The 15,617-nt window shown below is 62.0% G+C and carries 11 protein-coding genes, 1 tRNA gene and 2 pseudogenes; all 14 read right to left on the bottom strand.

What is annotated here, in order from left to right; translation table 11 throughout:
* Positions 1 to 100, bottom strand: a 100-nt coding sequence (locus CMN27_RS05475; RefSeq protein ID WP_293624689.1) for a GTP-binding protein, incomplete at its 3' end; no start/stop codon positions are given.
* Between the two features lie 11 nt (positions 101 to 111).
* On the bottom strand, positions 112 to 2,226 hold the full coding sequence (gene fusA / locus CMN27_RS05470; protein ID WP_293624685.1) for an elongation factor G: 2,115 nt from the start codon (positions 2,224 to 2,226) through the stop codon (positions 112 to 114).
* Between the two features lie 48 nt (positions 2,227 to 2,274).
* The gene (rpsG, locus tag CMN27_RS05465) at positions 2,275 to 2,748 is read right to left on the bottom strand and encodes a 30S ribosomal protein S7 (protein ID WP_006913625.1); all 474 of its coding nucleotides are present in this window, start codon (positions 2,746 to 2,748) and stop codon (positions 2,275 to 2,277) included.
* A gap of 39 nt (positions 2,749 to 2,787) precedes the next feature.
* On the bottom strand, positions 2,788 to 3,162 hold the full coding sequence (gene rpsL, locus CMN27_RS05460; RefSeq protein WP_006913624.1) for a 30S ribosomal protein S12: 375 nt from the start codon (positions 3,160 to 3,162) through the stop codon (positions 2,788 to 2,790).
* A 230-nt stretch (positions 3,163 to 3,392) separates the two neighbouring features.
* A pseudogene (rpoC, locus tag CMN27_RS05455) lies at positions 3,393 to 7,511 on the bottom strand (DNA-directed RNA polymerase subunit beta'); the annotation flags it as partial.
* A gap of 97 nt (positions 7,512 to 7,608) precedes the next feature.
* Positions 7,609 to 11,691, bottom strand: a complete 4,083-nt coding sequence (gene rpoB, locus CMN27_RS05450) for a DNA-directed RNA polymerase subunit beta (RefSeq protein WP_293624676.1) — start codon at positions 11,689 to 11,691, stop codon at positions 7,609 to 7,611.
* Positions 11,692 to 11,865: 174 nt separating this feature from the next.
* A complete protein-coding gene (gene rplL, locus CMN27_RS05445; RefSeq protein ID WP_293624674.1) occupies positions 11,866 to 12,246 on the bottom strand; it encodes a 50S ribosomal protein L7/L12 in 381 nt (126 codons plus the stop codon).
* A gap of 47 nt (positions 12,247 to 12,293) precedes the next feature.
* Positions 12,294 to 12,815 carry a 50S ribosomal protein L10 gene (rplJ, locus tag CMN27_RS05440; RefSeq protein ID WP_366515407.1) on the bottom strand — a complete coding sequence of 174 codons (522 nt, stop codon included), beginning with the start codon at positions 12,813 to 12,815 and terminating at the stop codon, positions 12,294 to 12,296.
* Between the two features lie 282 nt (positions 12,816 to 13,097).
* Entirely contained in the window at positions 13,098 to 13,796 is a 699-nt protein-coding gene (gene rplA / locus CMN27_RS05435; RefSeq protein ID WP_293624670.1) for a 50S ribosomal protein L1, read from the bottom strand.
* A gap of 3 nt (positions 13,797 to 13,799) precedes the next feature.
* Complete coding sequence (gene rplK / locus CMN27_RS05430) at positions 13,800 to 14,228, bottom strand: 50S ribosomal protein L11 (protein WP_293624668.1); 429 nt, start codon at positions 14,226 to 14,228, stop codon at positions 13,800 to 13,802.
* Between the two features lie 89 nt (positions 14,229 to 14,317).
* Positions 14,318 to 14,851: a transcription termination/antitermination protein NusG gene (nusG, locus tag CMN27_RS05425; protein ID WP_293624666.1), complete on the bottom strand. Its 534-nt coding sequence runs from the start codon at positions 14,849 to 14,851 to the stop codon at positions 14,318 to 14,320.
* A gap of 17 nt (positions 14,852 to 14,868) precedes the next feature.
* The gene (gene secE / locus CMN27_RS05420) at positions 14,869 to 15,240 is read right to left on the bottom strand and encodes a preprotein translocase subunit SecE (RefSeq protein WP_293624664.1); all 372 of its coding nucleotides are present in this window, start codon (positions 15,238 to 15,240) and stop codon (positions 14,869 to 14,871) included.
* Between the two features lie 39 nt (positions 15,241 to 15,279).
* Positions 15,280 to 15,355: transfer RNA gene (locus CMN27_RS05415), tRNA-Trp, on the bottom strand.
* Positions 15,356 to 15,517: 162 nt separating this feature from the next.
* Positions 15,518 to 15,617, bottom strand: a pseudogene (locus tag CMN27_RS05410) (elongation factor Tu); the annotation flags it as partial.

Here is a 15,617-nt window from a genome sequence, read left to right as displayed (position 1 = left end):
CCGTCAGCGCCGCCGTCAACGTGGTCTTGCCATGGTCCACGTGACCAATCGTGCCGACGTTTACGTGCGGCTTGTTACGCTCGAATTTTGATTTGGACACGGAACTACCTCTTATGCCTTTTGCGACTGGTTGCGGGTAAGGCCTTCAATCACGTGCGAAGGCGCTTCCGAATATTTCTCGAACTGCATGGTGTAGGTTGCACGACCCTGGCTCATCGAGCGCAGATCGGTCGAATAACCGAACATCTCCGACAGCGGCACTTCAGCAGACAGCTGCTTGCCGGTGGGGATGTCCTCCATGCCCTTGACGGTACCGCGACGGCGATTCAGATCGCCCATCACGTCACCCATGTACTCTTCCGGGGTCACCACCTCAACGTCCATCATCGGCTCGAGAAGAACCGGCGATGCCTTGCGAGCACCGTCCTTGAACGCCATGGAGCCGGCTATTTTAAACGCGGACTCACTCGAGTCAACGTCATGATAGGAGCCGTCGTACAGCGTGACCTTGAGGTCGACCATCGGATAACCGGCGACCACACCGTTGGTCATCGCTTCCTGGACACCCTTGTCCACGGAGTTGATGTATTCCTTCGGCACGACGCCACCGGTAATGGCGTTAATGAATTCGTAGCCGGCGCCGGCTTCTTCCTGCGGTTCAAGGCGCAGATAAACGTGACCGTACTGACCGCGACCACCCGACTGACGAACGAACTTGCCTTCCTGCTCGACTTCCTTGCGGATGGTTTCACGGTAGGCCACCTGCGGCGCGCCGACGTTGGCCTCGACACCGAACTCCCGCTTCATGCGGTCGACGATGATTTCGAGGTGCAGCTCACCCATCCCGGAAATGATGGTCTGCGCGGTTTCCTCGTCGGTACGAACCTGGAAGGACGGATCCTCCTGGGCCAGCTTCGACAGGGCCACACCCATCTTCTCCTGGTCGGCACGGGACTTGGGCTCCACGGCCACGGCGATAACCGGATCCGGGAACTCCATGCGCTCAAGGATGACCTGCGAGTCCGGCGCACACAGCGTGTAACCGGTGGTGACGTTCTTCAGGCCGACCACCGCGGCGATATCGCCGGCGCGGACTTCCTTGATTTCTTCACGCGTGTTCGAGTGCATCTGCAGGATACGACCGACACGCTCTTTCTTGTTCTCGATCGAGTTGTAGACCGCATCGCCCGAGGCAAGCACGCCAGAATAGACGCGAATGAAGGCGAGCGAACCCACGAAGGGATCGGTCGCGATCTTGAACACGAGCGCGGAAAACGGCTCGTCGTCGCTGGCGCGACGCTCGATCTTGGTATCCGGATCGTTGGCGTCCTGGCCCTTGATCGGCGGCACTTCCGTCGGCGCCGGCAGATAGTCCACCACGGCGTCGAGCATTGCCTGAACGCCCTTGTTCTTGAAGGCGGTGCCGCAGAGGCACAGGCAGATTTCGTTGTTGATGGTGCGCGTGCGCAGGCCGGCCTTGATATCGTCGTTGGACAGCTCACCCTCTTCGAGGTACTTGTCCATCAGCTCTTCGCTGGCTTCAGCAGCCGCCTCGACCATCTCTTCGCGATACTTGGCCGCATCGTCCTTGAGGTGATCGGGGATATCGCGGGCCTCGAAGGTACGCCCGGCGTCTTCCTGATTCCAGTAGATCGCCTGCATGCGCAGCAGATCGACCACGCCCTCGAAATCGTCTTCCGCGCCGATGGGCAGCTGAATCGATACCGGATGGGTCGCCAGACGATCGCGCATCATCTGCACGCAGCGATAGTAGTCGGCGCCGAGCTTGTCCATCTTGTTGACGAACACCAGACGCGGCACATGGTACTTGTTGGCCTGACGCCACACCGTTTCGGTCTGCGGCTCTACGCCGGCATTGGCGTCCAGCACGCATACCGCGCCGTCGAGCACACGCAGGGAACGCTCGACTTCAATGGTGAAGTCCACGTGGCCCGGAGTGTCGATGATGTTGATGCGGTACTGCTCGGGGTACTGCTGCTCCATGCCCTGCCAGAAGCAGGTGGTAGCGGCCGAGGTAATCGTGATGCCGCGCTCCTGCTCCTGCGCCATCCAGTCCATCACGGCCGCGCCGTCATGCACTTCGCCCATCTTGTGGGAGATACCGGTGTAGTAGAGCACGCGCTCGGTCGTCGTGGTCTTGCCGGCATCGATATGCGCCATGATGCCGATGTTGCGATAGCGCTCTAGAGGATGCTTACGGGCCATGAAAGTCTCTTGATTCTTACGAAATGGAGCGCGCGATGGTCGCGCGTCTTACCAGCGGAAATGCGAGAAGGCTTTGTTGGCGTCAGCCATGCGGTGCGTGTCTTCACGCTTCTTGACCGCGGCGCCGCGATGCTCAGAGGCATCCAGCAGCTCACCAGCCAGCCGCTGCGCCATGGAGTGCTCGCCGCGCTTGCGCGCCGCGTCGATCACCCAGCGCATGGCCAGCGTCGTGCGACGTACGGCGCGCACTTCGACCGGCACCTGGTAGGTGGCACCACCCACACGACGCGACTTCACCTCGACGGCGGGACGGATGTTGTCCAGCGCTTCCTCGAGAATTTCCAGCGGCTCGTCGGTACCCTTCTTGGTGCCGATCTGGGTCAGCGCACCGTAAACGATGGCTTCGGCCTTCGACTTCTTGCCATCTTCCATGATCATGTTCATGAATTTGGCAAGCAGCTCGCTGTGGTAGCGAGGATCGGGCAGGATTTCGCGACGCGGCGCGGATGCACGACGGGACATAGTGAACCTTTAGGTATTCTGGGAACTAGTACGTTCGAACTAGGACTTCGGCTTCTTGGCGCCGTACTTGGAACGACCCTGACGACGCGCTTCGACGCCCGAGGCATCCAGCGCACCGCGCACGGTGTGATAACGCACACCGGGCAAGTCCTTCACACGACCGCCACGAATGAGCACGACCGAGTGTTCCTGCAGGTTATGACCCTCACCGCCGATATAGCTGGCGACTTCAAAACCGTTGGTCAGGCGAACACGGGCTACTTTACGCAGCGCGGAGTTCGGCTTCTTCGGCGTGGTGGTATAGACACGCGTACACACACCACGGCGCTGCGGACAGCCCTGCAGCGCGGGTACGTCGTTCTTTTGGCGCTTGTCTTTGCGGCCCTTGCGGACCAGTTGGTTGACCGTAGACACGTCGTCACCCTACTCGATCGATTAAAAATATTAAGGCAGCGCGACCCGACGTCGTGCTGCCGTTAAAGGACGGCGGATACTAATAGTGGCGCGCCGCGCTGTCAAGCACGGCGCGCCATATCGCCTCAGGCGGAGTCTTCGTTGGTCGATTCCTGAGCCTCGGCTTCTTCGCTTGCGCCCGGGATCTGCTCGTCGCGCGGCAGCGCGCCTTCCAGATCCAGCGGGCCGAGACGCTCGCGACGGCGCTGTTCGTGGTACGCCAGGCCGGTACCGGCCGGAATCAGACGGCCCACGATGACGTTCTCCTTGAGACCGCGCAGATCGTCGCGGGCGCCGCGTACCGCGGCCTCCGTGAGCACACGCGTGGTCTCCTGGAACGATGCCGCGGAGATGAACGACTCGGTCGACAGACTGGCCTTGGTGATACCCAGCAACAGGCGCTCGAAGGTCGCCGGCTGCTCGCCCTTGGCCTCCACACGCCGGTTTTCGTTGAGCACCGCCTGGTACTCGGCCTGTTCGCCCTGCAGGAACGACGTATCGCCCGCATCGGTGATCTCCACCCGGCGCAGCATCTGACGCACGATCACTTCGATGTGCTTGTCGTTGATGCGCACGCCCTGCAGACGGTAGACGTCCTGGATTTCCTTGACCAGGTAGTCCGCCAGCTTGGGAATGCCCTGCAGACGCAGCACGTCATGCGGCATCGGCTCGCCGTCCGAGATGATTTCGCCCTTCTCGACGTGCTCGCCTTCGAACACGTTGATCTGGCGCCACTTCGGAATGAGGATCTCGTTCTCGTAGCCTTCCGTGTCGACGATCTTCAGGCGCTGCTTGCCCTTGGTCGCCTCGCCGAAGCGAATCGTGCCCGCGGCCTCGGCAAGGATTGCCGGGATCTTGGGCTTGCGTGCTTCGAACAGGTCGGCCACACGCGGCAGACCACCGGTGATATCACGCGTCTTGGACGACTCCTGCGGGATACGTGCGGTGACGTCGCCCACGACCACGCTCTGGCCGTCCTCGACCACCACGATCGCCTTCGGCGGCAGACTGTAGGCTGCCGGGATCTCGGTGCCGGGGAAGTTGAGCTCGTTGCCGTCGTTGTCCAGCAGCTTGATCACCGGACGCAGGTCGCGGTTGCCCTGACCACGCGATTTCGGCTCGGTGACCACCAGCGTGGAGACGCCGGTGATCTCGTCGATTTCGCGCTGGACGGTCACACCCTCGATGAACTCCTCGAACTTCACCTTGCCGGCGACTTCCGAGATGATCGGATGGGTATGCGGATCCCAGTCCGCGAGACGCGCACCGGCTTCCACCGCATCGCCCTCGCCGACGTGCAGACGCGCGCCGTAGGGGATCTTGTAGCGTTCCTTCTCGCGGTAGTTCTCGTCCATGACGCCGATCTCGCCGGAGCGGGATACGGCCACGAGATGGCCGCCTTCGGCGTGCTCGACCGTCTTGATGTTGTGCAGCTTGACGGTACCGGCGGACTTGATTTCCACACCGTCGGCCGAGACCGCACGCGAAGCCGCACCACCCACGTGGAAGGTACGCATGGTCAGCTGGGTGCCGGGCTCACCGATCGACTGCGCGGCGATCACGCCCACGGACTCGCCGATCGAGACCTGCTCACCGCGTGCCAGGTCGCGGCCGTAGCACTGTGCACAGACGCCGAAGGGCGCCTCGCAGGTGATCGGGCTGCGGACATGCACTTCGTCGATCGAATTGACCTCGAGCAGATCCACTTCCTTTTCGGAGAGCAGCTGGCCGGCATCGAGCAACGTGTGGTTGGTGGCCGGGTCGACCACGTCGGAGGCCAGCACACGACCGAGCACGCGCTCGCGCAGCGGCTCGACCACATCGCCGCCTTCGACGATGGGATACATCATGATGCCCTGATCGGTGCCGCAGTCGTGATCGGTGATGACCACGTCCTGGGACACGTCCACGAGACGCCGGGTCAGATAACCCGAGTTCGCGGTCTTGAGGGCGGTATCGGCCAGACCCTTACGCGCACCATGCGTGGAGATGAAGTACTGAAGTACGTTCAGACCCTCGCGGAAGTTCGCGGTAATGGGCGTTTCGATGATCGAGCCGTCCGGCTTGGCCATGAGGCCACGCATGCCGGCCAGCTGACGGATCTGGGCCGCACTACCACGCGCCCCGGAATCGGCCATCATGAAGATCGAGTTGAACGACGTCTGGTCGATGGCGTTGCCTTCGGAGTCGACCACTTCGTCGAGTCCGAGCTTGTCCATCATGGCGCCCGCGATCTGTTCGTTGGCGCGCGACCAGATATCGATGACCTTGTTGTAGCGCTCGCCCTGGGTCACGAGACCGGAGGTGTACTGCTCCTCGATCTCCTTGACCTCGTCCTCGGCACGCGCCAGCACGGTGGTCTTTTCTTCCGGGATCACCATGTCGCCCACGGCGATGGAAATACCCGCCCGGGTGGACATACGGAAACCGGTGTACATCAGCTGGTCAGCAAACACGACGGTGTCCTTGAGACCCACGTCGCGATAGCTGGAGTTGATGACATCGCCCACGGCCTTCTTGTCCAGCTCGCGGTTGATGAGCTTGAACGGCAGCCCCTTGGGCAGGATCTCGGACAGCAGCGCACGGCCGACCGTGGTTTCCACGATCCGGGTCACCGGCGTCTGGTTGTTGTCCTCGTCCACGTCGACGTCGTTGATGCGCACCTTGATATGCGCCTGCAGATCGACCTGCTGCGCGTCATAGGCACGATAGACCTCGGAGACGTCCGCGAAGGTCATGCCCTCGCCGAGCTGGTTCACGCGCGAGCGCGTCATCCAGTACAGACCGAGCACGACGTCCTGAGTCGGCACGATGATCGGCGCACCGGAAGCCGGCGACAGGATGTTGTTCGAGGCCATCATCAGCACGCGCGCTTCCAGCTGTGCTTCGATGGACAGCGGCACGTGGACGGCCATCTGGTCGCCGTCAAAGTCGGCGTTGAAGGCGGTGCAGACCAGCGGATGCAGCTGGATCGCCTTGCCTTCGATGAGCACCGGCTCGAACGCCTGGATACCCAGACGATGCAGGGTCGGCGCACGGTTGAGCATGACCGGGTGCTCGCGGATGACCTCCTCGAGCATATCCCAGACTTCCGGCTCTTCACGCTCGACCATCTTCTTGGCGGCCTTGATCGTGGAGGCCAGCTCCAGACGCTGCAGGCGCGAATAGATGAACGGCTTGAACAGCTCCAGGGCCATCTTCTTGGGCAGACCGCACTGGTGCAGCTTGAGCGTCGGGCCAACCACGATGACCGAACGGCCCGAGTAGTCGACACGCTTGCCCAGCAGGTTCTGACGGAAACGGCCCTGCTTGCCCTTGATCATGTCGGCCAGCGACTTGAGCGGGCGACGGTTGGAGCCGGTGATCGCGCGGCCGCGACGGCCGTTGTCGATCAGCGCGTCCACGGACTCCTGCAGCATGCGCTTTTCGTTGCGCACGATGATGTCCGGGGCGTTGAGTTCGAGCAGGCGACGCAGACGGTTGTTGCGGTTGATCACGCGGCGATACAGATCGTTGAGATCCGAGGTCGCGAACCGACCGCCGTCCAGCGGCACCAGCGGGCGCAGATCCGGCGGCAGCACCGGCAGTACGCGCATGATCATCCACTCGGCCTTGTTGCCCGACTGCTGGAAGTACTCCAGCAGCTTGAGGCGCTTGCCGAGACGCTTGATCTTGGTGGCCGAACCGGTGGCATTGAGTTCTTCGCGCATGCGCGCCGCTTCTGCGCCCATGTCCATGTTGCGAAGGATGTCGAGTACCGCTTCCGCGCCCATCTTGGCCGCGAACTCGTCGCCGTACTGTTCAACCGTATCGAGGTATTCCTCTTCGGTGAGCAGCGAGTACGGCTCGAGCGGGGTCATGCCCGGGTCGGTGACCACATAGGCTTCGAAATACAGCACGCGCTCGATCGCGCGCAGCGGCATGTCGAGCAGCAGACCGATACGGGACGGCAGGCTCTTGAGGAACCAGATATGGGCGACCGGCGATGCCAGGTCGATATGACCCATGCGCTCACGACGCACCTTGGTCTGGGTGACCTCGACGCCGCATTTTTCGCAGATCACACCGCGGTGCTTCATGCGCTTGTACTTGCCGCACAGGCATTCGTAATCCTTGACCGGGCCAAAGATACGCGCACAGAACAGCCCGTCACGTTCCGGCTTGAACGTACGGTAGTTGATGGTTTCCGGCTTTTTCACCTCGCCGAACGACCACGAACGGATCGTTTCCGGCGACGCGAGGCCGATCTTGATGGCGTCGAACTCTTCGACGTCGTCGGCGCTCTTGAACAGATTCAGCAGATCTTTCATGGGGTACTCCAGATCGTGAGGGGCGTGGACACAACGCGCGGCGGTGGGTTAGTCCGCCGCTGGCGGCCGGACGAGCCGGCCGCCACCGCGTACCTCACTAATCATCTTCCTCGAGTTCGATGTTGAGACCCAGCGAACGGATTTCCTTGGTCAACACGTTGAACGATTCGGGCATGCCGGCATGCATCTGGTGATCGCCGTCGACGATGTTCTTGTACATGCGGGTACGACCCGTCACGTCGTCGGATTTCACCGTGAGCATTTCCTGCAGCGTGTAGGCCGCGCCGTAAGCCTGAAGCGCCCAGACCTCCATCTCGCCGAAGCGCTGGCCGCCGAACTGCGCCTTGCCGCCCAGCGGCTGCTGGGTGACCAGCGAGTACGGACCGGTGGAACGCGCATGCATCTTGTCGTCGACCAGATGGTTGAGCTTGAGCATGTACATATAGCCCACGGTCACGGGCCGCGAGAAGGTGTCACCGGTGCGACCATCGATCAGCGTGGCCTGCCCGCTTTCCGGCAGCCCGGCCAGCTTGAGCAGACGACGGATCTCGTCTTCGTCGGCACCGTCGAACACCGGCGTCGCGGGCGGCATGCCGCCGACCAGGTTGCCGGCCATCGTCATCATCTCTTCATCGTTGAGACTGTCGATGTCTTCCTGAGTACCGCCTTCGGTGTAGTAGGCCTTCTTCAGGAACTCGCGAATCTCGCCCACGGCCTTCTGCTGCTCGAGCATTTCGCCCACGCGCAGACCGATGCCACGCGCGGCCCAGCCCAGATGCGTTTCCAGCACCTGACCGATGTTCATGCGCGAGGGCACGCCCAGCGGGTTGAGCACGATGTCGGCCGGGGTGCCGTCTTCCAGATACGGCATGTCCTCGACCGGCACGATCTGCGAGATCACGCCCTTGTTACCGTGACGGCCGGCCATCTTGTCGCCCGGCTGTACACGACGCTTAACGGCCAGATAGACCTTGACCATCTTGAGCACGCCCGGGGCAAGCTCGTCGCCCTGGGTGATCTTTTCCTTCTTCGAGGTGAAACGACGCTCGAAGTCGGCCTTCTGATCCTTCAGGCGCTGGGCGATGGCCTCAAGCTGCGACTGTGCGCTTTCGTCCTGCAGACGAATATCGAACCACTTGCCACGATCCAGGCCGTCGAGATAGTCGGCAGTGATCTTGGCATCGGCCTTGAGCTTGTTCGGGCCGCCGTCAGCGACCTTGCCCAGCAGCATGCTGCGCAGGCGATCGAACAGATCGTCCTCGAAGATACGCTGCTGGTCGTTGAGGTCCTTGCGCACCTCGGCCAGTTCGTCTTCCTCGATCGACAGCGCACGGGCGTCCTTCTCGACGCCGTCACGGGTGAATACCCGCACGTCGATCACGGTGCCGTCCATGCCCGGCGGCACCCGCTGCGAAGAGTCCTTCACATCGGATGCCTTCTCGCCAAAGATGGCCCGCAGGAGCTTTTCTTCCGGGGTGAGCTGGGTTTCGCCCTTCGGCGTGACCTTGCCCACCAGGATATCGCCGACCTTCACTTCGGCGCCGATATAGGCGATGCCCGATTCGTCCAGTTTCTGCAGCGCGGATTCGTTCACGTTCGGAATATCCGAGGTGATTTCCTCCGGCCCGAGCTTGGTTTCGCGCGCGACACAGGTCAGTTCTTCGATATGCACCGAGGTGAAGCGGTCTTCCTCGACCACGCGCTCGGAGATGAGGATGGAATCCTCGAAGTTGTAACCGTGCCAGGGCATGAAGGCCACCAGCAGGTTCTGACCCAGGGCCAGTTCGCCCATGTCGGTGGACGGACCGTCCGCGAGCACGTCGCCGCGCTCGATGCGATCGCCCGGTGCCACCAGCGGCTTCTGGTTGAGGCAGGTGTTCTGGTTCGAACGGGTGTACTTGACCATGTTGTAGATGTCGACGCCGGCTTCCTCGGCCGAGGTTTCCTCGTCGTACACACGGACCACCACACGCGAGGCGTCGACCTTTTCCACCACGCCGCCACGGCGTGCGGTCACGGCGTTGCCGGAGTCGATCGCCACCTTGCGTTCGATACCGGTGCCCACCAGCGGCTTGTCGGCACGCAGACAGGGCACGGCCTGACGCTGCATGTTCGAACCCATGAGCGCGCGGTTGGCGTCGTCATGCTCCAGGAAGGGCACGAGCGAGGCGGCCACGGACATGATCTGCTTCGGCGACACGTCCATGAACTGGACGCGATCCGGCGAGGCCATGGTGAACTCGTTGAGGTGACGGCAGGAGACCAGCTCGTCCACCAGGTCGCCGTTGTCGTCGACGCGGGCGTTGGCCTGGGCGATGACGTAACGGCCTTCCTCGATGGCCGACAGATACTCGACCTCTTCGGTCGCACGGCCGTTCTCGACTTTGCGATACGGCGTCTCCAGGAAGCCGTATTCGTTGGTGCGCGAATACACCGACAGCGAGTTGATCAGACCAATGTTCGGGCCTTCCGGCGTCTCGATCGGGCAGATACGGCCGTAATGGGTCGGATGCACGTCGCGCACTTCGAAGCCGGCGCGCTCACGGGTCAGACCACCCGGGCCGAGCGCGGAGACGCGACGCTTGTGCGTGACCTCGGACAGCGGGTTGTTCTGGTCCATGAACTGCGACAGCTGCGAGGAGCCGAAGAATTCCTTCACCGCGGCCGCGACCGGCTTGGCGTTGATCAGGTCCTGGGGCATCAGGCCTTCGGATTCGGCGATCGACAGCCGTTCGCGCACGGCACGTTCGACACGCACCAGGCCGGTACGGAAGGCGTTTTCCGCCATCTCGCCCACCGAGCGCACGCGACGGTTGCCCAGGTGGTCGATATCGTCGGTCTGGCCGATGCCGTTACGAATCGACACCAGCTCCTTGAGCACGTCGATGATGTCGTCGTTGGACAGTACGGACTCACCGGTGGCTTCTTCGCGGCCCAGGCGGCGGTTGAACTTCATGCGGCCGACGGCCGACAGATCGTAGCGATCCTCGTTGAAGAACAGATTGCCGAACAGGTTCTCCGCGGCGTCCTTGGTCGGCGGCTCGCCGGGACGCATCATGCGATAGATCTCGACCAGCGCTTCCAGCTGCGTGGTGCTGGGATCGACCATCAGCGTGTTGGACATGTACGGACCGTGGTCCAGGTCGTTGACGTACAACGTCGGCACGTCCTGGATGCCGGCCATGCGCAGCGCTTCGACCAGCTCTTCGGTGAGCTCGGTGTTGGCGGGGGCCAGTTCTTCGCCGGTGTCGGTGTCGATGATGCCGCGCGCGAGCACCTTGCCCACGAGATAGCTTTCCGGCACTTCGAGACGGTCCACGCCCGCCTCTTCCAGCTTGCGGATATGGCGCACCGTGATACGACGGCCTTCCTCGACGATCACATCGGAGCCGGCCTTGATATCGAACGTCGCGGTTTCGCCGCGCAGACGCTCGGGCACCAGCTCCATTTCGACGCCCTTGTCGGACAGATGGAACATGTTGGTTTCGTGGAAGATCTCCAGCATCTGCTCGGTGTCGTAACCGAGCGCGCGCAGAAGCACCGTCGCCGGCAGCTTGCGGCGGCGGTCGATGCGCACGTAGACGTTGTCCTTCGGATCGAACTCGAAATCGAGCCACGAGCCGCGGTACGGAATCACGCGCGCGGAATACAGGTATTTGCCCGAGGAATGCGTCTTGCCACGATCGTGGTCGAAGAACACACCGGGACTACGGTGAAGCTGGTTGACGATCACCCGCTCCGTACCGTTGATGATGAAGGTGCCGGTGTCGGTCATGAGCGGCAGTTCGCCCATGTAGACTTCCTGCTCCTTGATGTCCTTGACCGGCTTCGGGGTGGCCTTGCTGTCCTTATCGTAGATGATCAGACGCACGGTCACGCGCAGCGGCGCCGAGTAGATCATGCCGCGTACGCGACATTCCTTCTCGTCGAACACGGGCTGGCCGAGCCGGTAGCTGACATATTCGAGCGCGGCACTGCCCGAATGACTGGACATCGGAAACACCGACGAGAACGCGGCATGCAGCCCCACACCAGCGCGCTTTTCGGGATCGAGATCCTTTTGCAGAAACTGCCGATAGGAATCCAGCTGGGTCGCCAGCAGGAACGGCATCTCCAGCACTGAAGGCTGTTTCGCAAAGTCCTTGCGAATACGTTTTTTCTCGGTAAACGAGTAGGCCATGTCACTCAACCCTCTGGTTGGACTTGCTGCAAAACCGTGAGTATTTCGCAGCCGGTATCGCGCGCGCTTTCGGTCGGAGGCAACGGGAAAAGGCCGGCAGCGTCTCCCGCTACCAGCCAAATCCCCTAATGCGTCAAATTATCGTTTCGAACAATGCCTTTGACGCGTCCTGCCTTACTTGAGCTCGACCTTGGCGCCGGCTTCTTCAAGCTTGGTCTTCATTTCTTCGGCTTCTTCCTTCGCAACGCCTTCCTTCAGGGTGGCGGGCGCGGATTCAACCATTTCCTTGGCTTCCTTGAGACCCAGGCCGGTGATGGCACGGACAGCCTTAATGGCGCCAACCTTGTTGTCGCCGAAGCTGGCCAGAACCACATCGAACTCGGTCTGCTCTTCGGCCGCCGCGGCTTCGCCGCCGCCACCGCCGGCCGCAGCCATCGCCACCGGGGCAGCCGCGGACACACCGAACTTCTCTTCCATCATCTCGACGAGCTCGACGACGTCCATCACGGACATCTGGGAGATCGCTTCGAGTACTTCTTCCTTAGTAGCAGCCATTCTTCGCTCCTAATACGTTTGGGGCCGGTCGGCCCGATTCAAATGATTCAAGCAGCCTGCTTTTCGTCGCGGACTGCAGCCACGGTGCGGGAAAGCTTCGCAACCGGCTCGCGCGTGGTCCGTGCCAGCTTGTCGATGGGCGCCTTCATGACACGCATCAGCTGGGACAGGGCCTCGTCACGGGTCGGCAGCTTGGCCAGACGATCCAGCTGTTCGCCGGGCAGCAGCTGCCCGTTGAACGAGATCGCCGTCACCTTCAGGGCATCGTGATCCTTACGAAAATCACTGACGACGCGTGCCGCCGAACCCGGATCTTCCAGGGAGAACCCCAGAATGACCGGCCCGACGAACGCTTCGCTCATGCATTCGTAATCGGTGCCCTTCAGGGCCAGCTTGGCCAGACTGTTCTTGACGACCTTCAGATACGCACCACCCTCACGGGCGTTCACGCGAAGTGCGTCCATCTGGCCAGCCGTGAGACCGCGATATTCCGCAATCACTGCGGAATGCGCGCGATTCGCCACGTCGCTGACTTCTGCCACCATGGCCTGCTTGGCTTGAAAACTCATGGCCATAGTCATCACTCCTTGAGCAAACCGACGGCACATGCCGCCGGATGATTGACCGGACACGCCCGAAGACATGCCCGTCGACGACTGCCGCTTGGCACCCGAAAGCGCCGCGCGACACACGTCATCTGCGTAGGCTGGCGTGGTCGCCTTTAAGAGCCGACACCTTCGGCTCGCCTAACGGTCTTTGACGACGCAGCCATCCAAAGAGCGGGCTGCGCTACAAAGAACTTCCTGACCGGCGCTACGCCCGCAGAGGCCGTAGCGCCGGAATCTCTCTAACTAAGCCGCCGTCGAACTGCCGGCGTCCACGGCCAGGCCGGGACCCATCGTCGTCGACAGCGACACCTTCTTGAAATACACGCCCTTGGCGTTGGCCGGCTTGGCCTTGCGCAGATCGGCGATCAACGCAGCCAGATTTTCCTTGAGCGCGGCATTCTCGAAGTCGACCTTGCCGATCGCGCAATGAATGATGCCGGCCTTGTCGGTGCGATACTGCACCTGACCTGCCTTGGCGTTCTTGACCGCGGTTTCCACGTCGGTGGTCACCGTGCCTGTCTTGGGGTTCGGCATCAGGCCCTTCGGACCCAGGATCTGACCCAGGCGACCCACGACCGGCATCGCGTCCGGCGTGGCGACGACCATGTCGAAGTTGATCTCGCCGGCCTGAACCTGTTCGGCCAGATCATTGAAGCCGACAACGTCGGCGCCAGCGGCCTTGGCCTTCTCGGCGTTCTCGCCCTGGGTGAACACGGCGACGCGCACGCTCTTGCCGGTCCCGTTGGGCATGACCGTGGAGCCACGCACGTTCTGATCCGACTTGCGCGCATTCACGCCGAGGTTCACGGCCACTTCGACCGACTCGGTGAACTTCGCGCTGGACAGCTTCTTGAGCAGATCGAGGGCTTCATCCACCGGATAGACCTTGACCGGGTCGATCTGGTCGCGGATGGCAGCCTTGCGCTTGGAAATCTTCGCCATGGCTTAGCCCTCCACCTTGATGCCCATGGAACGGGCACTGCCTGAAATAATGCGAACGGCGGCATCCATGTCGGCAGCGTTGAGGTCTGCCCACTTGGTCTGCGCAATTTCCTCGACCTGGGCACGAGTGACCGTGCCGACCTTGTTGCGCAGCGGATCCGCAGCACCGCTGGTGATCTTGGCCGCCTTCTTCAACAGAATTGCCGCCGGCGGCGTCTTCTTGATGAACGAGAAACTGCGGTCCGAGAACACCGTGATCACGACCGGAATCGGCAGACCCGGCTCGATATCCTGCGTTTCGGCGTTGAACGCCTTGCAGAATTCCATGATGTTGACGCCGTGCTGACCCAGAGCCGGACCCACCGGGGGACTCGGATTGGCCTTGCCGGCCGGGATCTGCAGCTTGATATAGCCGCTAATCTTCTTGGCCATTGAACTACTCCTTCAGGTACACACGCCGCGGGCCTGACCCGGGCTCCCTGTGACAATGAATACGGCGCTGCTTGCGCCGCGACAATGAATCAGCTCTTTTCGACCTGATCAAATTCGAGATCGACCGGCGTGGAACGCCCGAAGATCGTAACCGCCACACGCAGACGATTCTTTTCGTAATTGACTTCTTCGACCACGCCGTTGAAATCGGCAAACGGCCCGTCGATGACGCGCACTTCCTGACCCGGCTCGAACACCGTCTTCGGACGCGGCTTCTCGACCGACTCTTCGACGCGGTTGAGAATCTGATCCGCCTCGGCGTCGGTGATCGGCGCCGGGCGATCCGCCGTGCCGCCGATGAAGCCCAGCACACGCGGCACGCTCTTGACCAGATGCCAGGTGTCGTCGTTCATTTCCATGTGCACGAGCACATAGCCGGGGAAGAACTTGCGCTCGGTGGTCCGGCGCTGGCCATCCTTGACCTCGACGACCTCTTCGGTCGGCACCAGGATGTCGCCGAAATAATCTTCCATGCCATGGCGCGCCGCGTACTCCTTCAGGGAGTCGCGCACTTTCTTCTCGTACTGCGAGAAGGCATGAACCACGTACCAATGCTTGGCCATAAGTATTCGCCTTGCGCCTAGCGGCCGGTCAGGAATTGAACAGCCCAAGCGAGCACGATATCCAGTGCCCAGATGAACACGGCCAGAATGAGCACCACGACCACGACCATGAGCGTGGTCTGCACCGTTTCACGGCGCGTGGGCCATACCATGCGCCGCAGCTCGGTACGCGACCCCTGGATATACGCCCAGGCGGTCTTGCCAATCGCGGTCTGCAATGCAATGGCGATGGCGACGGCGGTGCCGCCCAGCAGGCCGAGCACGCGCACGAGGTCGGTATGCGCCGTGAAATAGTAGTAGCCGACCATGCTCGCCAGCAGCACGGCAACGGCAAGCCATAGCAGCGCTGTGTCGAGCGCGGAGCTCGTACGTTTCTCTTGGGTTGCCATCGACGACTCGACCGAAAAGTGGGAAATGCTGCGTTTACGTGGCAGGCCAGGAGGGACTCGAACCCCCAACCTGCGGTTTTGGAGACCGCTGCTCTGCCAATTGAGCTACTGGCCTATGCGCGTAAACTCACTGCCCGCGAAAAAGGACGGCGGATGTTATCACAGTTTGCCGGTTTGGCAACTGCCCCGCCCCATTTGCGGCTCAGAGACACGAAGGCGGCACCACGAGCAACCGAGCTTTCGCCCGACGGCTCGCGCGCCGCCAGCGTGCTATTCCCTATTCCGTAATCTTGGTCACGACGCCGGCACCCACGGTGCGGCCGCCTTCACGAATGGCGAAGCGCAGGCCTTCTTCCATCGCGATCGGGTGGATCAGT

The organism is Salinisphaera sp., from assembly GCF_002729955.1.
Lineage (GTDB): Bacteria > Pseudomonadota > Gammaproteobacteria > Nevskiales > Salinisphaeraceae > Salinisphaera.
This window is presented reverse-complemented; position numbering and strand designations above follow the sequence as displayed.

Excerpts from the sequence above, each read along its gene's own strand:
- rplA (WP_293624670.1), bottom strand. The coding sequence starts at position 13,796 with ATGGCGAAGATTTCCAAGCGCAAGGCTGCCATCCGCGACCAGATCGAC.
- fusA (WP_293624685.1), bottom strand. The coding sequence starts at position 2,226 with ATGGCCCGTAAGCATCCTCTAGAGCGCTATCGCAACATCGGCATCATG.
- secE (WP_293624664.1), bottom strand. The coding sequence starts at position 15,240 with ATGGCAACCCAAGAGAAACGTACGAGCTCCGCGCTCGACACAGCGCTG.
- rplL (WP_293624674.1), bottom strand. The coding sequence starts at position 12,246 with ATGGCTGCTACTAAGGAAGAAGTACTCGAAGCGATCTCCCAGATGTCC.
- rplK (WP_293624668.1), bottom strand. The coding sequence starts at position 14,228 with ATGGCCAAGAAGATTAGCGGCTATATCAAGCTGCAGATCCCGGCCGGC.
- rpoB (WP_293624676.1), bottom strand. The coding sequence starts at position 11,691 with ATGGCCTACTCGTTTACCGAGAAAAAACGTATTCGCAAGGACTTTGCG.
- rplJ (WP_366515407.1), bottom strand. The coding sequence starts at position 12,815 with ATGAGTTTTCAAGCCAAGCAGGCCATGGTGGCAGAAGTCAGCGACGTG.
- rpsG (WP_006913625.1), bottom strand. The coding sequence starts at position 2,748 with ATGTCCCGTCGTGCATCCGCGCCGCGTCGCGAAATCCTGCCCGATCCT.
- nusG (WP_293624666.1), bottom strand. The coding sequence starts at position 14,851 with ATGGCCAAGCATTGGTACGTGGTTCATGCCTTCTCGCAGTACGAGAAG.